The sequence below is a fragment of the Xylanibacter rodentium genome, assembly GCF_013166575.1.
In the GTDB taxonomy this organism is placed as follows: Bacteria; Bacteroidota; Bacteroidia; order Bacteroidales; family Bacteroidaceae; genus Prevotella; species Prevotella rodentium.
On sequence record NZ_JABKKE010000013.1, the window covers coordinates 1 to 19702 of the forward strand.

General features: G+C 47.2%; 14 protein-coding genes and 1 pseudogene. All 15 read right to left on the minus strand.

Annotation, left to right across the window (positions count from 1 at the left end; all coding sequences use genetic code 11):
* Positions 1-231, minus strand: a 231-nt coding sequence (locus HPS55_RS08510; RefSeq protein ID WP_172324905.1) for a hypothetical protein, incomplete at its 3' end; no start/stop codon positions are given.
* Positions 224-1276, minus strand: a complete 1053-nt coding sequence (locus HPS55_RS08515; protein ID WP_172174343.1) for a right-handed parallel beta-helix repeat-containing protein — start codon at positions 1274-1276, stop codon at positions 224-226. The genes HPS55_RS08510 and HPS55_RS08515, both read right to left, overlap by 8 nt.
* Positions 1277-1330: 54 nt before the next feature.
* Positions 1331-2308 carry a hypothetical protein gene (locus tag HPS55_RS08520; RefSeq protein WP_172174346.1) on the minus strand — a complete coding sequence of 326 codons (978 nt, stop codon included), beginning with the start codon at positions 2306-2308 and terminating at the stop codon, positions 1331-1333.
* Between the two features lie 11 nt (positions 2309-2319).
* The gene (locus tag HPS55_RS08525; protein WP_172174349.1) at positions 2320-3255 is read right to left on the minus strand and encodes a hypothetical protein; all 936 of its coding nucleotides are present in this window, start codon (positions 3253-3255) and stop codon (positions 2320-2322) included.
* Positions 3252-4118, minus strand: a complete 867-nt coding sequence (locus HPS55_RS08530) for a right-handed parallel beta-helix repeat-containing protein (protein ID WP_172174352.1) — start codon at positions 4116-4118, stop codon at positions 3252-3254. Before HPS55_RS08530 ends, HPS55_RS08525 begins: the two co-directional genes overlap by 4 nt.
* Positions 4119-5575: 1457 nt before the next feature.
* Positions 5576-7264 (minus strand): hypothetical protein, encoded by a 1689-nt coding sequence (locus tag HPS55_RS08535; RefSeq protein ID WP_253945785.1) that lies wholly within the window; start codon positions 7262-7264, stop codon positions 5576-5578.
* 93 nt (positions 7265-7357) lie between these two features.
* Complete coding sequence (locus tag HPS55_RS08540) at positions 7358-7984, minus strand: hypothetical protein (RefSeq protein ID WP_172175094.1); 627 nt, start codon at positions 7982-7984, stop codon at positions 7358-7360.
* 73 nt (positions 7985-8057) lie between these two features.
* Positions 8058-9362: a plethodontid receptivity factor PRF gene (locus HPS55_RS08545; protein ID WP_172175091.1), complete on the minus strand. Its 1305-nt coding sequence runs from the start codon at positions 9360-9362 to the stop codon at positions 8058-8060.
* A gap of 19 nt (positions 9363-9381) precedes the next feature.
* Positions 9382-10512 (minus strand): hypothetical protein, encoded by a 1131-nt coding sequence (locus HPS55_RS08550; protein WP_172175089.1) that lies wholly within the window; start codon positions 10510-10512, stop codon positions 9382-9384.
* A 46-nt stretch (positions 10513-10558) separates the two neighbouring features.
* Complete coding sequence (locus tag HPS55_RS08555) at positions 10559-11842, minus strand: DUF6175 family protein (protein ID WP_172175086.1); 1284 nt, start codon at positions 11840-11842, stop codon at positions 10559-10561.
* Positions 11843-11856: 14 nt separating this feature from the next.
* On the minus strand, positions 11857-12765 hold the full coding sequence (locus tag HPS55_RS08560; RefSeq protein WP_172175083.1) for a hypothetical protein: 909 nt from the start codon (positions 12763-12765) through the stop codon (positions 11857-11859).
* A gap of 33 nt (positions 12766-12798) precedes the next feature.
* Positions 12799-12918 (minus strand): annotated as a pseudogene (locus HPS55_RS08565) (IS982 family transposase); the annotation flags it as partial.
* 314 nt (positions 12919-13232) lie between these two features.
* Positions 13233-13847: a response regulator transcription factor gene (locus tag HPS55_RS08570; RefSeq protein ID WP_172175080.1), complete on the minus strand. Its 615-nt coding sequence runs from the start codon at positions 13845-13847 to the stop codon at positions 13233-13235.
* A 16-nt stretch (positions 13848-13863) separates the two neighbouring features.
* On the minus strand, positions 13864-15666 hold the full coding sequence (locus tag HPS55_RS08575; protein WP_172175077.1) for a sensor histidine kinase: 1803 nt from the start codon (positions 15664-15666) through the stop codon (positions 13864-13866).
* A gap of 924 nt (positions 15667-16590) precedes the next feature.
* Positions 16591-19701, minus strand: coding sequence for a DUF4906 domain-containing protein (locus HPS55_RS08580; RefSeq protein WP_172175074.1), 3111 nt, complete (start codon positions 19699-19701; stop codon positions 16591-16593).
* Between the last annotated feature and the right edge of the window lies 1 nt (position 19702).

Below are 19702 nucleotides of genomic sequence, written 5' to 3' on the forward strand. Positions count from 1 at the left end.
GGTGAGAACGTCCATTGACAACAGGGCTTCACTGCCGGTAACATCGGGAACGGCATAACGGGTGGCAAGGCCAAAGCCAGGGTCATCGTCCCAAAAGTACTCCACGCGGTCGATTACACCATCTGAGGGAGCTATATTCTGAGCATGCAGCGAAATTACAAGCAGACACCCCAAACCACACATAGCCAACCACCGGACGCATTGTCTCTGTAGGCGGTGTGCATTATTCATTTTGAACCTTTATTTTCAGTTTAACGTTGATTTTGCCGTCAATGGGCCTATCGGAAACAACAGCATTCTCTACATAAGGCAGGAAATGAGGATGTCCGGAAACCACATACGGAAACATTCCGTCATAAGCACCGCAGTCACAACCATTATAACCGTAACCTTTAGCAGGGCTGTCCGCCTTCAGTCTGTAACGCTCTTCTTCCGTTCCTTGCATAGTAAACACATCCTCGGGCTTGGCGCCAATGAACTTGTTGTCGGGATGGTCGGCAAAAGCATGGGAAGCATCGGTACTCAACACGTTGTTGGTTATCGTATTATTGTCGGAAACAGAGACGTTGGCTATAGTATAGTTGCTGTAACTATCCGTCTGCTGGTCTCCGTCAGTAGCGTATTCTGTAGATGTGTTCAGTATTATGTTATTGGAGATTTTACTGTTTTGTATGTTAGTTAGTAAAGCACCTTTCTTTGAACACAAAATTGTATTGTTCGTAAAAGTTGAATATGAAAAATTATCAATTCTACCTTTTATTATACAATTAGAAATATCCACATCTAAAACGGTTCCTCTTTCATGAATCAATTCACCAGAAATATAGCAAGAATTTATTTTAATATTATTAATAGTGGTGTATGAGTCGCCAAGGTTAATGCTCCCCACCACCTTACATCGCTCTATTACGATATTGCTTATTCCTTTACCACCATATATATATAATGAATTTAAATAACATCCCTCTATCTTAACATTACTACTTGTTATATGAAGATTTATCAACGTTTCTTCGGTTACATTTTTCAGATTATATCCCGTACCTATTATAGTTACGGACTTTCTAACTTGCTGTGATGAAGTTAAAAGACATCCCGGATCAAGATAAAGAGTATCACCATTCAGTACGTCACTACTTGACGTAGCTTTCTCTATACTCAGAAAATTGGCCTTGGCTTCAGGCTTCGAGTTGATTCGCCATGAGCGGGCATCAACATTATTACTAAACAATGACAGCCCTATGGCTGCCATTGCTGAAAAAAGGATTCTTTTCATTATATATTATTTTTTCTTTATTATGAACTAAATTTACATCTTTCCTGACCGCCATCACCAGCGGCTCCTGTCTATATCGAGTTTCACGGTTGTAGTGCCTGAGCCACCGCAATTGCGGCATATGCCGGGATTCTGCGCACACTTACGGCATACGGACGGGTTAAGGAAACCGTCGCCGTCACAGTATTCGCACACACCCGTGCCGTCACACTTCACGCATGTGTGCTCCGCAGTGTCGGTGCCGCCACCGAACATAGCTCCCATGAGGCCGCCAAGATCCATACCGCCCATACTGCCACCACCGAACATATCGCTCAACACCTGTCCCTGAACAGCATTGCCGTCCACTTGTATCGAAGCGGGGTCCATACATATGACACTCGACCCTATCATCGGCTCCTCCTTACCGGACCCGAAGTCATACATAGACACCATAAAGTTAAATGATGTGGGCTTGTTCTGCAAATCGATCCATCCGTATGGAATCCTAACCTCCACCTCGCATGAATAACTGTTTGACGGCACCTGTACGGGAATGAGGTATCCTGTAGCGCCGTTGCCGTCGGCCTGTCCTTCTCCATTTTCGTCAAGCACATCAAACGACATTATAAGACGCTTTCCGGCCTGACCCTTAACAGTCATAGCCACTGTGCCTATCAGGCTCATGCCAGTATTACTGAGAAATATGCCCGCATCGCGCATCCTCACCACCGGCTTGCCCATACCGACATTGTTTATCACCATTCCTGTAACGCTGACAACATTCTCTCCTTCAAGCGCCGTTATTTTCGTGGGGCGTACCGGAACGTCCACCGTCTTCCCCTCCGCATTGGTTGCGGTTTTCCTGCGGCTTTGTGTCTGCGTCGACGAGCTGCCGACGTTCGACCGGGGTGTTTTCTGACCCGTAGATTGCCCCTGGCCTGCCATCTTCAGCAGGTCGAGTAATCCTTGCGCTTCCAACGGCTGTATACCCCCAAAAAGCATTGCCATCAAAGCGATGACAAAGCATGTCTTGTTTGCCTTTGTTTTCATTTCACTTTATGTTATTTTATGAGTTTCACAAAACGGGTGCCGTCCTTACGTGTCACAGCGACAATGACGGGAGACAGCCCATGCTGTACATCTACTGATATTTCCTGTGATCCCGCGGGCCATACGGCAGCGGCACGCTTCACACCGTCGACAGTGACAATGTCGACACAGGCCTCACCGATGTTGTCGGTACGGGTTAGGACAATGCGGCCGGCCATACGGCGGATGCCTACATCCATAATGCTCTTCACCTCCGCAACTCCCGCATTCACAGTTACGGAGAAAGGCGTTACAGTGAAAGGCAGCCAATTGCCTGCCGCGGTCCTGATTCTCACCGTAAGCGAATGGTTGCCTACTGCCATACCGGCCGTGGGCACGATAAACGCAGTCTCGGTTTTGCCGCTGATGTCGATGGCATTGGCTTTGCCCTCACCGGGGTCTGCATCGACAAACCATTCGGCTCCCGCCGCATCCAACGGCTCGGCCACATAGAGCGGCGATGTCAACGTGGGCGACCACTGGCCGGAAAGGCTGCGGCTGCGCACACAGATGAGGTGCATGCCCGACGACATTCCTTTGGTAGAGATTACCAAGACGTTGCTCCCCGCCGAAGCCGGCATGCTTGTGCCCTTGCCATAGCCCGGATCGGTGTCTACAAACCATTCGGCAGCGGCCACATCGGTCTTCGGAGCAAACACATATATGGGTGAAGTCAGCGTGGGCGACCAACGGCCCTCACCGTCCGCGCTGCGTATGCCAAGCAGATGCATACCTGCATCAAGCTGCGACGTGCGCAATGTCAAGGCGTTGTCTCCCGCCTTGGTTGTTTCCTGCGTTGCCTTGCCATGACCGGGGTCTGTATCGAAGAAATACTCAGTAGTGAGCTGTCCGTACATATCCACCGCTGCCGTCAGCAACACGCAGGTAATAAAATGTATGCGTTTCATCTTGATGTTCCTATCTTAACCGTTACCTTCATTTCATTGCCCTGCGCAACAGATACGGGAACTGTTATATCCTCGATATACGGACCGGGAGCTATGCCCGAAATCACATACGGGTCATCACCGGCAAAGGCACCGTGTTCGGTGGAGATTTCTGCGTCTTTTGTCATATATACGGTATCCAGATTGCCTGAATACATTGACTTTTCGATATTGTTAACGTAAGTGTTTCGTTTGTCATTATTATTAGAAGCTCCTATATTATATTCAAATACACAACCATCAGTATTCCATGGATCCAAGTAGTACTTGAAAGTATTGTATTTCACCACAGAATTAACCATAGAAATAATGTTCTTCATCTCATATGTAACAATATTGTTGGTTATTTGTAGATTAGAAGGACGTGGGTCTGTATGGCCACCTATTCCTCCAATAAAATTCTGATGAATAATAGCTCCTTTTATGCCAGAACCTATGTCCACTCCTGTATTACATCTTGTAACCACACATCCGTCCGCATTACATTTTATAGTACGGGCAGCAATAGAAGATACTTTCGCTCCGGAGGCGGTCATATTAATAGTACCAAAACTGGCTGTCTGCATTCCTTCCTGAATAATCCCGTTGTCAATAAGCCAATATCCCGGACCCTGAAGCGTCACGGTCTTGTTTATCTCCACATCACCGTAACTGTCTGGCGAAGCATCCACCATTATCACGTCACCGTCCTCGGCTGCCTCGAGTGCATCCTTTATTGTAGAATATGGTGCTGTGCTTCCGTTCACGTTGCTCACTCTGAGAATCTTCGCATTGGCACACACTACTGATGCTACAACACACAAAATAACTGCCAGTCTTTTCATTGTTTCAAAAGTTATAAGTTTATACTGAGATTATTGTTTAATGTACGGTATGACTTTTCACTATCATTTTTCGGAGGATAAAATCCGGTTTCTTGTTGTAAATTTAGCACTTTTTACAATCTTATACAAATGGTATTGCAGGCTATTTTCACCGGAAGATAAAAAATTAGGGAAAACCCAAGGCTTTTTATTAGGGTTTTCCCTAAGTAAAAAAAAGCGATACCCGATGGATAACGTTTTTTATGTAAGTCCGTCAACAGAGTTAAACCACATTATCGTCCGGACATAGGATGTGTGCGCCCTGGATGCGTCGCAATCTTCTGCAAACTTAAAGAAAAGGCAGCAAGTACACAGCCACCACGTTAATGTGCATTCAGCTATCCTAAAATGTCGATAAGTTCGTAGATGGATGCGCCTTGAAAAGGCAGCAAGCACATAGCCCGGGGCAGAGCGAAGCGGCACCCCGGGTATCCATGTGTTGGAATCCCCGCGCCCTGAAAGGGCAAAAGCATAAAAAACATACAATACACAAAACTGTAAACACTTGATAATTAATGCTTTTGTCCTTTTAGGGCGCGGGGTGTCGATGTTTGATTCCCAGGGTGCCGCTTCGCTCTGCCCCGGGCTATGTGCTTGCTGCCTTTTCAAGGCGCATCTGTTCAAGGCGCATCTGTTCCTATGTCTACACATGACATACTCATTCTTATACCACATCAGGCGTATTCATCCTTATACCATATTTGACGTATTCATAATATGCGGGGTCTTCTTTTCTAATTCTGGGACATCTTGACATGTATTGGTATTTGCATTCCGATACACATCTTAGTATGATTTTGCGTCGGAATGCACGAACTTGACATGTATGGGTATTTACATCCCGATACACATTATATTCTGTATTATTGTCATGTTAATTCTGAAATTTTAACTTTTCTTTTTTCCCAAATTAGAAAAGCCGTGAGGCCCTCTCTGCTTTCTTGACACACGTTTTTTGCATGGAAAACTTGCCGTAAGGGCCTCCCGGCACTCCCGCGAGGGCCGTTTCGCATTGCAACAAGGCCGTAGTTGCAATGTAATAAGGGCCTTATTGCAAGGTGATAAGGGTCTCTCTGCTTTATTGACAAAATGTCTCTGTCGTAACATGCTGAATATCAGGGCTTCCCTTTTGGACTGAAAATCGTGTTTTTCGGAACCTTGTCTGTAAATAGGACTTTTGTTGCTGCTTAACATATGTTAAAGTAAAGAAAAATCATATGTGTAAAAGCAATAATCAAGGTTCATGTTTTTATATGTCTAACTTTACGAAATTTGGGTGGTACAAAGTTACATATTACATTATAAGTTAATCAACAGAATCAAACTGTATTATCCTCCGGATATAGGATGGATAATGCTGTTTGATTCTGTTGACTAACTTACTTATGTTCGGGACAGAGTATTGTCCCGAACTCAAGCTAATATTTCAGGACATTGGCCGACACTTTCTTATATTGTGGCATAGTCACGCCAATGGGAGCACCTATATATGTAGGGTCGCATACAACATACTTCTGCCCGCCAACCATGACGAAATCGCCATTGACACTTTCATTGAAACGCACGGCAGTGGCAATATGGTCAGGATAGTCAAGCAAAACGACATCAAGCCCGAGAAGTTCCCTGACCAGAAAAGAATAGAGGATTGACCTGTCTTCACAGTCGCAATAAGGATAATAGAAAAGCTCTTCCACAAAGAAAGGCTTTTCGTAGCCGAACTGCTGGCCGTCCGTAGCATATTCAAAACCTGTCTGCACAAAATTTATCAGTATATTGGCGGCCTCTGCCTCTCCCTTGCCCTGGATGCACGGACGTAAAGATTCAAGCAACGGGGTTTTGACTTCCGAATTGACAGGAGCGGTGAAATAGACACGGTAGTCGCACTGCGGATACAACTTGTAGAACTCCATAAGCGAATTGGGTACTCCGAGCGTTACGGTCACGTCTTTACTGTCGTTCGTATGCGTAGAACTTGTAATCTTGCCTGAAAGATTCGGTGCACTTTTCAGGACCATGCCCATCTGCTTCCTGGCTTTTGCCGCATCCTGCTGGCACATATAGAACTGGCAAGGGTCACTCTGCGACATGCAATAGAATTTTTGTCCGTCTTTCACAAAGAACGGATGCGCATATACGGAACAATCGGTGGCGACAAAAAGAAGCATCTGGTTCGCTCCGGCCTTGCGTGCCATCTTTGCCTTGTAGCCCAACTCGTTGAAGAGGAATTGCTGCATCACTACAGCATCGTTGTTGTTGGCACAAAAAGATTTTGTCACCGCCTCAACCAGCAGATACAGCCCCCAATCATTCAGCCGTAGCTCAGAAATCACTTGCCTGAGATCTGACAGCAATGTCTTGTAATCGCTTTTGCACAATCTTTCGTATGCATCGGCAATGTCATTTTCCTTCAGTCCGCTCAACGAGCAACGACCTTTCAATCCATCACTCATATAGTATGTCATGCCTAAATACGTAATCCTGCTGCGCCCCTCACCTCCAACATGCAGAGGTGTGGACGGAGCCGGCTTAACGGCCGGTTTAGTCGGAGTTACTGACGGTTTCGCCACCGGCCTTTCAACCGGTTTGACCGGTGTGACGACCGGTCTGGCCGGTGCCTCTACAGGTTTCGTGACAGGTTCGTCCTTGGTTTTTTCCCCGACAGAAGGAACCGGCTTGTCCTTGGGCTTTTCCTTGACAACAACCGGTTTGTTCTGCTTTTTGGCCACAACCTCCGGCTCGTCAAATGTAATATCCTCGACATCGTTAATCTTTACGACCGGCTTTTGCTTGCCTTCGTTTGAAGTCAAATCCAATATTTCCTCAATCGTGAGACATACGGGCTTTTCATCTTTTGGCGATGTCTTCTCATCGTATTCAACAGGTTTGACCGGTTCCGGTTCTATCCTCTTCTCTACCGGCTGTTCCGACTTGAACTCCTTCCACGGGTTACGCAGGAAACTTATGAACTGCTTGTTCGCTTCGTCAATGAAATCGTCAAACGATTTCAGCTCACTATTCATAAAACTGTCAAAATCGTCATCTGTCTGCGCCATGGACACACAAGGACAGAGAAACAGCACCGTCAAAATAAATCCTATCTTCTTCATGATTGTAAGTCTTAACAATATTGGATAAAAAAAGCGGTAAAGATTGCCTGCAACCCGAAGTTACACGACAGCCTTTCCCGCTAAGACACGGAGTCAATACTCCTCTACCGGCTCACCGATGAAATCTTCAACCTGCTCGGAAAGATCTTTAAGCGCGGCCTTCTTTCTTGCCTCCCTGGCAGCTTCCTCGCGTGCTTTCTTTGCCAGTTTCTCATCAATGCTCATAAAGACATTGAACTCTTTCTTACCGTCTTTATCCCTGACCAGCACAAAATGCTGCTTCACAAGACCTGAGATCTTGGTATTCACACCCGATTCGTATGCAGCGCCGAACTTGTCGATCTCTTCGTCCATTGCCGTGGATGCATCTGAAGACATTACCGACTTCATCTTTCCCACCACCTGGGCTTTTGCACGCGAAGCATAGCTCGTGATACCGTTCATGATGGCATTCTCGCGGCCAATCTTAGGATTTGAGCCGACAGCAATTCCTATAAGTTCGATTCTGTTCTCTTCATCTTCCGCGATGTAATTGCGGTACTTTGTCAAGGCAAATTCCAAAGTCGACGTGCTGCCCAACAATGTCCAGCCCTCTTTCTTAAGTTCCTTAACTCTTTTCTTCGCATCTTTCTGCACAGCTTTAGACTGGGCCGAGACTGTGACAGATGCTCCGAACGCCATGGTAAGAAGCATCACGAAATACATAAAACACTTTTTCATAATCATTTCTTTTTAATGTTAATATATGGAACCGGCATGCACATCATGACACATACATGCCGTCCGATCATGTTTATTCCCAATTGGTGACATACGGAAGCGACAGACGAACACGCTCCACGGCCTGCGTCTGCGGATTGACAATCATGACGGCACCCTGAACAAAAGACAATGCGGAGCTTTTCTTCTGCCTGGCTGTAAATTCGCCCTCGGCAACTACGTTCACCTGAATCACACCCTTTGTCGTATAGACCGAATTGATGTCATCAAAAACGATAGGTACGGACAATTCCGGCACTTGCAGTTCAAGTGACTTCAATCCGAAAGGCTGACCGCCACGGTTGTTGAGTGTCAGACGTATACTGATATCCTTTATCTTCCTGTCGGCAGCCGACACCGACTTTGCAGCAAGCACCACCTTGCCCTCCGGGACAACAAGGAACTTGCCGTCAGTAGAGTTGGCATTGATGGAGAACTTGCTCTCAACGCGCTTGCCGTCGATACGGAACAGGACGTCAAGATAGTTTTCTTCCTCCGGAAGGCAGTCCGTGTCATCGTATGTAATGATGAACTTCCCGTCCGACTGGCGCACGACTATCTGAAAAGCACAATTCGACGTCACCTTGGGAACCACACCTACCTTCACCGGTCTGCCGTTGAGCATCATCTGGCACTCATACTTTCCTTTTCCCGCCGGTGTTCCGTGTATCGCCATAGTAGAATAAAGCTGCTTGTACTGCTCTATCAGGCCGTCGACCTGGCTCACACGTACATCGTCGAAGAAAAACTCTTTCAAGGAGGCAAGCCGGTTTATGGAACTTTTTATCTCTTCCACGCTCTCAAGATTACCTATCTTGTCTCTCAGAGCCTCATACTCTTCTGTCTTCTCTTTGTCGAGCTGCTCAAATTCTTTCTGAAGACGACGCTGTTCGACCGCAGAATAAGGATATTTCACCCAATATTCGTAGTGCTCCTTCTTCGTAGACTTGTCCTGGACTTTCTGCCAATATATCTCCTCTATCTTTGTCGGAGAGATACCTTTGAGAAACGGCAGGTTGGCAGACTTCATCTTCGACACACGCTTGTAGGCATCCGTCGACTCGACTCCACCATCGGTCGTGACCTCAGACATCACATCTGTCTGAGACACAGACACAGAGGTTGCCACCGACTGGATGATACGTTCCGTAATCTCCTGCACCGACTTCTTCTGAGCTTCGGCAAGCGTCGGTGCTGTCACAGACACTATCAGATAATCAGGCACAGCCGTATTGGCCCATGCCGGCATCTTCTTGGCACTCTTGTCCACTACTTTCGTCTGGGCGGTCGCACCCGCTGCCAACAGCACCAGGCAGACCATACTTATCAGTCTTTTCATTGAATTCATTGTTGTCAGATTACCATTGTACCGGGAGATTACGAATCTCGACAGTCGTTCCACCTATACCGAGCTTGACAAACGACAGCCCCGGAATCTTACTGTTAACCCCGGTGATATAGAAATTGCGCGGTCTGGTCACTCTCGAAGGATATTCCTGATAAAGTCCGTCTGTATCCAAGCTGTTCAGCTTAACTCCGTCGGTTGTGAAAGCCGAGCGAAACTCAACCCTCTCTTGATCGAAATTTCGATCTGTAACATTGGTTACCGCAGCCTGAATGGTGATTCGCTTCTGGGTCATGTCGCCGAAACACTTCAACACCTTGAAAGTATAGTCCTGAGTGGAAATGCTTATCTCACAATCGAGCTTTTCCGCTACCGGTTCTCTATCAACTGTTTTTTCTTCCACGGGAACAGGTTTTTCAACAACCTGTTCTACAGGAACAGGCTTTTCAACGACTCTGTCTATCACAACAATCACCGGCTTCTCCACAACCTGTTCTACAACCACAGTATCGGGAGAAGTGTTTGTCGGGATATTCCTTACAATCTCCTGTCTGAGCATGTTGGCCTCCTCGTAGCAAGGAAGAGACGGCGAAACGGCCTTAAGATAAAGCTGAGCCTCCTCGTAACGTCCTTCCTCAAACAATCTTTGCGCCTTCTGCAAAACAGTGCCGCAATTGGCTGCGTAATATTCATCTATCTTCTGACGTGCAATACGGATGAAACGGGTGTATACAGCGTCAGTCACCTTGATATTCGAAATCATCTTCAGCATGGCACTTTCCTTGCTGCCCAGCGCATCGCCCTTTACAGGAATGGTAGCTGAATAGTACATTGTCCCGTCTACCATGTTCCTGGCAATCAACGTAAGGTTGCCCTGTGCCACAGACACATTCTGCACCAGTCCCTCGGTAGAGACGACATCAGTAAGCTCAATGGCGGGGTCTATGGCAAACACGTTGTACACATCTGCCGCAGCGGCACTGTTACGGTTCATTACCTGCTTCAGTTTCAAGTCCAAAGCATCCGCCACTTTACCCGTTATGTTCTCCTGTGCCGAACGGTTGATATGAAACTGTATCTTCTCCTGTGAAAAGCCGGACAAAGCAGTCAGGCCAGACACTACAAACAGCAATAGTCTCTTCATCGCACTAAGTTTGTTTTTAAAGGTTCATAATAAAGACCGTCCGGGTCTATTCTATCGTCACTAAGAGCTTCTGTCCCAACGCTGTGACCGAAGCCTTATAAGAATCTCCGAACTGCTCTTTAAAGAACTTCCTTACGTCACTTCCGAAGTTGGAGATAGAGTAAGAACGGTTCTTCTCCATGTCCCAGAGCGGGATGTTGACCGTTGCATGGACATACTTGTCGGTGTTCAGACCCATGTCATAAACACCCTGATGCGAGTGCTTGCGGAGCCATTCGTCAAAAACGTCCTTGAAATTATTCGAACCGTTAGGAGTATCTTGGTCGAAATCCCAGTCGCTCACAGTCTCTGAGAGTGTCAGCTCGATTACAATCTCACGTCCCTTTTTCACAATATCCTCAAACGAGGACTGCAGACCGGTGAAGAAATCCTTTGATATTTTACCGAGAGCATGATCGGCCAGACGCACGGTATCGGTAGTCGAATACTGGCCGCTGACAAACGACGCACTGGCCAGATTGCCGCTTGTCTGTCCTTCAACGGCACTGATATTCAGCTGGCAGTCGCTTTTGCCATTTCCATTGGTGTTCACGATTACATCTACCGTCACCACAATGTCACCGGGTATCTGCTGTACTATTTTTGTCTTCTCGTCAGACTGGCTTCCAAGTGTCAGTACCGTATTCGTCTTTGAGTTCTGAAGCATTGTGATGAAGTCACGTGTCTTATAACCGTTCTTTCCGAACTCACCGGTCAGTTTACCTATGATTGTCTTAAGCGCAGGCCTTGCATTGACCTCATTGCGCATTGCCGCAAAGTCTGTATTCTCTCCTCTCACATAAGGCACAACCACAATTGTGGGGTTGAGGGCCGCTGTGGCCTTTACGGCTTTTGAATCTGACCAGCCCGGATTCAAGGCCATCTTGTTTTTCTCAAGGTCGGCAACAAGCGATTTGAGCTGTATGGAGACCCTCACTTTCACCCTGTATTTGCCTCCTATCTTCTCGTCGTCAATATTGTTTATTTCTCCGGATATATAACTGATGTAGCGCGATTCGTTGAAAAATCTGTAGTCATAGTCCTTACGTTCCACTGATACCATGGGGACACCGTTCTTCAGCCCGTCAACACCGGCATGGAACAAGGTGTGGAATGCCGACTTTGCCGCAAGCAGGCTTGCGTCCTTTTTCTTTTCGGCAACGGCCGTCGCTTCAAGAGTCACGGTGTTGCCGCTTTCTTCAACAAGAGTCACATCGGTTGAATAGTTCTGCGCGCGTAAATCTGCGCACAGAACCATCATGAATGTCAACAGTAATACAAATCTGTTCATAACGTTACATTATATTATAAGCTATTGGCGGCTTTCGCAGCCTTGTCAAGGAGTCCTCCACCTTTGTTTTTTGTCCTTACAATGACAGTCTGTCCCCCATCAATAGCGGCTTTAATCTCTTTGCCGCCTTTCTTTACCTCGCACAAAGTCAAATTCTCGCTTTCAACATTTTTCACCTTGAGTTCGCCAATCAACTTAAAAGACTTATGTTCTTGAATAGTGCGCTCAAGACAAGCCTCAAAATACGTACCGGCACCAACTCCATGGTCAGAACCGATGCTGATGTAAACTTCCTTAGCCTCATCTTTCTTCGTCTCGCTGATTTCAAGAATCTTTCCTTGAATCTTGAAAGCATCATCAACCAATTTGCGAACAGCCTTAATAGCCTGACGACAAACTTTTGCTATTGCCTCATCTTCCGTATTACCTGTTGCAAGATTGATAATTCCGTCACCATGCTTGAAGGTCTTCGTGGTAACCAGCTTACCGTTTGACGGATTGATCACTTTCAATGTGTATGCACAAGTCGCACCGTAATAGACAGTGCCGTCATCGAGCTTTTTCTTCTCGGTTGCCATCGAGGTGACATATCCCTGAATGAGAAAGTTAGCGCCTTCAGTGGTCATGACTTTCAAACGCTCCATGTCACCTCCGTCGGTCACATTCTCATCTGTACGGCGCTCTGCCTCCAACTTCAACGCAGCCTTGGAGTCAACATCAATAAGATAGACACGTCCTGTCGCATTGATTCCCTCTATGACGCAATTACGAAGATTCTCAACCCAAGGGAACGGCACCGATGTCGGGCGATAGAAATAGTCGATAAACACATTCGGCTTGCCGGCCGATTCTTCCTGGGCATGTCCTGCTACCGAAAACAATGCACATACCGCGAAAATCAACATCTTTAAATTCATTTTCATCACACAATAATTTTAAATAACCCGTTGTCGGAACTAATTTAGTGCGTACTTAGTTCCGCCTATGAGCTTTACATTAATGTTGTTTACATATTGTAAAACGGTTAGCGCACTAATTTTGCCAATTATCATGGCAAACAGACCGTTTGTATATTTAATACCAATGATAATATCCCGGACAAAAACGGGATTACTCCCTGACGTTATATGAAACTGACATGTATCATTGTAGATTGATTTTAAGATTATGCCTTATCACTTTTATGGGCCGAATCAGTAAAACGGCAGCCGATTTCTTCTTACAAATTTAGTACTTTTCACAATTTCAAACAAATGTTATTACGAACTATTTGCAGTGAGAAACAAGAAATTAGGGAAAACCCCAGGTGTTTTATTAGGGTTTTCCCTAATTTTTATGAAACATGCCAAATGTTATAGAACCAGAATATTCCCGGTAAGAAAGAACCGACTTACGCCAGTATGCCCATCTCTATGGCACGCTTGGTGGCCTCGGCTATTGTCTTTGAACCGAGCTTGTGCAATATGGAACGGCGGTGGAATTCGATGGTCTTCTCGCTTATGCACATTTTCTCGGCTATCTCACGGCTTTTGCAGCCCGACGATATTTCCTTTATTATCTCTATCTCCTTCTTGCTGAGAATACCGGTCGATGCCATTACCTCATTGCTCATCTTCTTGAATTTCGGACTGATATGTGTGTTCCCGTCAAGCACGTCTCTTATCGCGAGGAGCAGTTCATTGGGATTTTCACCTTTCAGCACTATCCCTTCGGCCCCGATGTCCATAATGGTCCTTATGTTCCACAGTTCGTCGTGCATGGTGAACACTATTACCGGCACGTGCGGCAGAATGCTACGAACATGCTCTATAAGCCTTATTCCATCGGTTGTAGTGGGGAGCGACAGGTCGCAGACCATGAGGCTTATGTCACTGACATGGCCGAACAATGTGGCCGCCTGTTCGCGGCTGGTCGCCGTAAGTACGCTGTAGCCATTGTCTGCAAGCATAGAGACAATGCCTTTAAGCACTATGGGATGGTCGTCGACAACAAGTATCTTCTTCATTTCCTTGTACTGATTATTAATGTTGTATTGTTATTCTGTATATATCTCCGTCGGCCCCGATGCTTATCGTAGCCCCGATGTTGGCGGCCCGTGCCTGCAGTGTCTGCCTGCCTATGCCGGTTCCTTCGCGCGGACCGGCCGTGCCGTCGGTTATAATGCCGTCGTTCTCTATTGTCATGCTGTAGCGGCCGGCAGCGTCACCGCCGAGTGTCACGGCAATGTAGCCCGGCCGGGCATGCTTGAGCGCGTTGCCCACCGCCTCCTGCATCATGCGGTAAAGTTCGAATCCGTGTTCTGACGGCAACGTAGTCCAGTCATAGCACCCCTCGTCGGTTATGGTGATGTCCGTTTCGGGATGAGTGGCGTTCATCATCATCACATAATTCATCAGCAGCTGGCATATGTTGCCGTCCTTGAACTGCGGCGGCATCAACTCGTGCGACAGCTGCCGCACCTTGACCGTCAGTGTGTTTATCTGTGCCAATGCCTCTTCGTCGTCGGCCAATGCGAATGTCATGGCGGCCATCTCGTTGCATATGCCGTCGTGCAGTTCCCTCGCTATGCGCTCGCGTTCGCTTTCAAGGCCGCGTATGTACACCTCCCTTTTCTCGAGTTCGGCTTTCTGCCTCATCTTCTCTTTCTTGTATCTCAGCAACGCCGTCACCGATATGACGAGAATTGCCAGAACAGCCGACACGGCTATCCATACGAGCCGCTCCTTTCCGAGCCTTTCGATCTCCAGTTCTTTCTGCAGGGTGCCATATCTTACCGACAGGTCGCTCATTTCGTCCTCCACCCCGCTTTTCCTTATAGAGTCGACTGCCGCATACGCCTGTTTCATCATTGTGTATGCACGGTGACCGTCGCCGAGATTGTCGTAGCATTCGGCACGTTCGAGCAGCAACATGTCTTTGGTCTTGCCGTGAGTGCCAAGCGAATCGATGCGGTTGTATATCTCCAGCTGCTCACGGTAGCGCTTTTCCTTGCCGAGCAGTTCGGCCTTGGCGTTGAGCATCACCACCGCTGTCTGGTGGTTTTCGGGGAATTGGGCGATAAACGGCTCGGCCATTTTCATGTAATACCTTACCGAGTCGGTCTTGTCAAGAGCCAGATAGGCCTTGATCACTGGTGTAAGGAACTTCATCACATAGCCTCCCGCCGCAATGCCCCTCACCATCGGCATGTAGGGCATCTGCACGTCAAGAGCCTTCCGGTATTGATGTTCTCTCGTGTAGATGTTACCTATGGTGGCTATGGCCGACACCATGGCTGTTGTGTCCCGCATTTCGCAGGCAATGTCGAAAGAACGCTTCGAGAAATGAAGTGCCTCCTCCGTACGAGAAGTCTCGCTATAGAGTATCGACAGCAGGTCGCTGATGTACTGCTCGTATTCGAGATTCTTCTCGTCGGTGGCCATATTCAGGGCCTCGCGGTAGAACATCAGTGCCGAGTCAGCCTTGCTATAGCGACGATAGAACACACCTTTTGACGCCAGTGCATTGATTGTCACTTCGCTTATGCCGTGCTTCCGTCCGAAGCCTATCACAGTGTCACTGTATTCCATCGCCCGACCGATCTCGCCCATATTGCCGAATGCCAGCATTCGCTCCAGCATTATGTAGGCCCTGAGCGAGTCGCCTATGTTGAGTGCATTGATTGAGTCGGCTGCCGCTATTGCCTCCTTGTACCGGCCTTCGGCCCCAAGCGTCATGACCTTGTCGTAGAGCCGGGTCTCGTCGTCGGGAGATACCGGCTGCGGCCTGTGGCAGGCACACAGCATAAGCACCGCGGTCAGCAGGCTGAATATTCCTCTTGTCATAAGAATGATGATGTTCGATCGCATGATTGTCAGATAGATTTAAAGATTTATATATTTGTCATATATTCCGCTTTATCGGATTTTATACGTCTCTTGGGTTATGGCTGATACCGGTTGTGACCTATTTTACAAGTCATAAAAACGGTTGTTCGCTTTGGTCATCACCTGTTCCATATGGCAATGCCCCAAATATCGGCTTGTCATTTCCATTTGCAAAGATAATGATTTTATACAATTTATGTTTTTACCCCCCGGAATAACATTCTTTAACGTTCAGATATTATGATTCCGGCACTACACAAACGGGCTCACCTATATTACAGCAATGAAAAAGCCTTAAAAAGGTAATAAATGTTCAATAAAATCGCGAGATGATACACTAGTATGATGACGAAAATGATTTTTATTTAGAGGAAATATTCAATAAAATCGCAAGATTATACACCGATATGATGAAAAAAATGATTTTTATTTAGAGGAAAACTACAAATATTAAGTTGGTCAACAAAATTAAACTACATTATCCTCTGGATACAGGATGAACATACTGTAATACGTAACTTTGTACCACCGTGCCCCGGATGGATGCGCCTCGGACAGATGCGCCCCAACGGGGCAACAAGCACATAGCCCGGGGCAGAGCGTAGCGGCACCCCGGGAATCATACATCGTCAATCCCCGCGCCCTGAAAGGGCAAAAGCATAAAAACATATGGATATAAAAATTGCAAGTGTTTGATAATTAACGCTTTTGCCCTTTCAGGGCGAATGAGTAATTGGACATAATACCCGGGGTGCCGCTACGCTCTGCCCCGGGCTATGTGCTTGTTGCCCCTGCGGGGCGCATCCATTTATGGTGCGTTCATTCAGAGCACGTTCATTCAGAGCACGTTCATCCAAAGCACACCATTCCCGACAACCCGCATTATTCCACGTCTTCAACACACCGGATAAAACATGCGGAACTGGTGGTGCCGTTTAACGGTTCATTTGCTCCAAGACTAAAGTCCAGGGTAAAATAATTGATATCAAGATATGATTTACTGCCATCATACTTATTAACCCAGTAAACTGCACCGGGGCCGATATACACGTTCTCAAACAATGGTCTGTACTGGAGTGTCCCCCATCCGTCGTTGTAATCAGAATACCTCTTGCTGCGCCACGCATATTGCAGCGCACCGGGAAGATATACTCCGGAACCATACCATGACTTGTCTGTTCTACGTCTGCCGTATCCGGATGCACCTATAGGGAAGAACAGATTCTTGCCATTGGTTTTATTATACACGAAGCATCCACGCATTCCGAACCTCGCATCTCCATCCCTATAATATCCGTATACCTCACTGACCTTGTCCAAAGTTTCCGTGGCACTGTCACCATAAAGCACGCCGTAGCCAAATTCCCTGTTTTCTCCATTACGCAAGTTTTCATAATCAGCCTGAGATGCCACACGGACCTTAACTTTGCTTCCACCCGGATTGACAACATCGGCCACGCTTATCTCGTGTTTGGAGAATCCGTCCGGAAAATCTCCCTCTCCGCCTTTTATAGTGCCCCATGCCTTTGACCCGCCGCCGGCCAGGTCGAGCGGCTCCGAACCCACCGGAATCTGAAAGCCGTACTTCTTGTTGTTTTCGGCAAGAATCGCATCATCCAGGTTTCCGTATTTGAAAAGCGAGCCTTCCTCTACCGGCGACTTGGTCTCTTCCGTGGAACTATACAAATTGAAAGAGTGCCATTTTATTTTCCTGTCATTCAGAGACAGCGGCGCATAACCCTGACGTACAAATATACGATGATGGCAGGTGTAATTGTTGTATTCAACCAAAACAATGGCCGAACGTACTGTGTTGGCGTCCTGACACCGACCGGTGAAATCGATATGAAAATCCATCGGAGTGTCGATGGTTCCGTGGACATAACCGTCATTATCGGCCTCCCTGAGCCTGATCATATGGTCTTGGTCTATTTCAACTTTTGCACGCCAAGGGCCTTTAGAGTCGTATGTCTCGAATTCATCCGCACCTTCGTTGGGAAGAATTTTCATTACGACATGAAAACTTTTCGTGTTATCCCAACTTCGCCATACGCCTTTAGGATTTACACATCTGCGCACCTGAATGATAGATATCGTATCAATCAGGTCCTTGCCCTTGCTGTCCAACAGCACCTGTCCGTTATTCTTATCCACCAGCTTCACTTCCAGCTTCGCCTCACGGGGATAAGCCACATAAACATTGTTTCCGGTATAGCCGCTGGTTGGAATCATCTGCTTAGGGCGCGTATAAAACGGCATTTTCAGATTTCGGGTGCCATTCTCAGCCGCCACCACCGAGTAGCTGCCGTGGGAACCAATCGTCAAGTCGTCGAACGTCCGCTTTCCATTTCCGGAAACACGATTCCATTCTTCTTCGTTCCAGTCCTTATTATTCAGGTAATGCTTGTCGTCTCCAATAATCTTTCTGCCATCATAAGAAAGCGACAGGAAACCATTCCACACGGCCTCACGCACACGCCCTACAGGATAGACTTTTGTCGTATCTGCAAACTCATAGCCATCACCTTCTTCCAATGTGGGCCACCAATGGTTTTCGATTATACGTATTTCCATCTTTACATTTTCATAACCGCTTCCTCTGAGTGTGATAGGAAGCGAGGCAGACTGGTTGTAAAGATAGGAAATGTAATAAGGGTTGGGAATGATTATTTCCTTGTCCTCTTTATACTCTATGTGCCAGTCGACATCGTTTGCATAACCGTTAAACCTGAGCGTCAGCTTATAGTGGATATTGCGTTCGGCATTGTAGTCTTTGTAAACATCCCTGCCGAGCATGAAACGATAGATAATCTTACCTTCACCGGGACGGTCGCTCAGACGCGCGTCGTAGTAGCCCTCGACCTCTATATATGTCCCGAACTCGACCCCATCCTTCAGGATATAAGTAGTGTCCCCGGGCAATCCGCCGGCATCGAGTCTGCCATCTTCGTCGGCGTCCTGCCGTTTGTCTTTAATCCCGGGTTTGGTGCTTTCGTCTCCCTGCAGGTTTTCATAGAAATAGAGGGCCGGTGTGTCTTCCGTATGAAAATCGGCTATCTCCGGAGACTCGGGCAAGGGCTGGCCGTCCGGCATAAGGCCATATACGGATTTGCCACGCGAAACGTACGGCCATGATTCGAAATCCTGATTGTCAGGATCACCGGGTTTTCCGTTATAGTAGTACACTTCTCCGTTTTCGAGAAGTTCTTCCGCCGGAGTCTTTCCGTTCTTATCCTTAAACGTTTCCGATGTATACCCGGGCGTGTTTCCGCGACCCAGATAGCATGTCTTGGGGATATGTTTTATTTTCACCGATTTAAGATATATTCGGATACCGTCTTTAAGACCGGTGGCATCAAAAGCCACCGTCACTTTCGACGCTGCACGACGCAGCCAGGCATGCAGGCCCAGCGTGCTGCTGTTGACAACAAGCGGCTGGTCCTCGTCCTGCCTGGAGTCTTTCTTAGTGAAGTAACCTATCATCTGGCCATTGGCCGACACATTGTCGTTATCCCATGTAAGGACAATGCCCTTCAGTCCGTCCACAGTCTGTATGGCTCCGGAATATTCCGCATTTACAAGCAAGTCTGGGATGTTGGCCACAGCATACATATAATACTCACCGAAGTCTATATCCTCCGGCAGCTTGAATACGGCACGTTTAGTGGTTGTTTCAGCATTCGGCCTCTTGTATTCCGGGGCACTGTCCTTGCGGACTTCATCCGACACGGTATATTCTTCTATCTTCCAGCTCTTTTTCAGTTGTCTCGTATTACCGTCATACAACAACACATACAGGCTTCCTATACCTTTCAAGGCATTCCCGGCGGCCCGTGTCCGGGTAAGTGCCGAAGACATGGGTTTGAAGTCTACCGTGGCTGTAACCATCGCCCTGCCGTCACCGTAGGATTCTCCCATCATAAGGTCATCATGACAACCTGCTGCGGCAAGCGCCATCAGGGAGACTATCATAAACCGTACAAAATGCTTCATA

Excerpts from the sequence above, each read along its gene's own strand:
- HPS55_RS08515 (WP_172174343.1), bottom strand. The coding sequence starts at position 1,276 with ATGAAAAGAATCCTTTTTTCAGCAATGGCAGCCATAGGGCTGTCATTG.
- HPS55_RS08520 (WP_172174346.1), bottom strand. The coding sequence starts at position 2,308 with ATGAAAACAAAGGCAAACAAGACATGCTTTGTCATCGCTTTGATGGCA.
- HPS55_RS08525 (WP_172174349.1), bottom strand. The coding sequence starts at position 3,255 with ATGAAACGCATACATTTTATTACCTGCGTGTTGCTGACGGCAGCGGTG.
- HPS55_RS08530 (WP_172174352.1), bottom strand. The coding sequence starts at position 4,118 with ATGAAAAGACTGGCAGTTATTTTGTGTGTTGTAGCATCAGTAGTGTGT.
- HPS55_RS08535 (WP_253945785.1), bottom strand. The coding sequence starts at position 7,264 with ATGAAGAAGATAGGATTTATTTTGACGGTGCTGTTTCTCTGTCCTTGT.
- HPS55_RS08540 (WP_172175094.1), bottom strand. The coding sequence starts at position 7,984 with ATGAAAAAGTGTTTTATGTATTTCGTGATGCTTCTTACCATGGCGTTC.
- HPS55_RS08545 (WP_172175091.1), bottom strand. The coding sequence starts at position 9,362 with ATGAAAAGACTGATAAGTATGGTCTGCCTGGTGCTGTTGGCAGCGGGT.
- HPS55_RS08550 (WP_172175089.1), bottom strand. The coding sequence starts at position 10,512 with ATGAAGAGACTATTGCTGTTTGTAGTGTCTGGCCTGACTGCTTTGTCC.
- HPS55_RS08555 (WP_172175086.1), bottom strand. The coding sequence starts at position 11,842 with ATGAACAGATTTGTATTACTGTTGACATTCATGATGGTTCTGTGCGCA.
- HPS55_RS08560 (WP_172175083.1), bottom strand. The coding sequence starts at position 12,765 with ATGAAAATGAATTTAAAGATGTTGATTTTCGCGGTATGTGCATTGTTT.
- HPS55_RS08570 (WP_172175080.1), bottom strand. The coding sequence starts at position 13,847 with ATGAAGAAGATACTTGTTGTCGACGACCATCCCATAGTGCTTAAAGGC.
- HPS55_RS08575 (WP_172175077.1), bottom strand. The coding sequence starts at position 15,666 with ATGACAAGAGGAATATTCAGCCTGCTGACCGCGGTGCTTATGCTGTGT.
- HPS55_RS08580 (WP_172175074.1), bottom strand. The coding sequence starts at position 19,701 with ATGAAGCATTTTGTACGGTTTATGATAGTCTCCCTGATGGCGCTTGCC.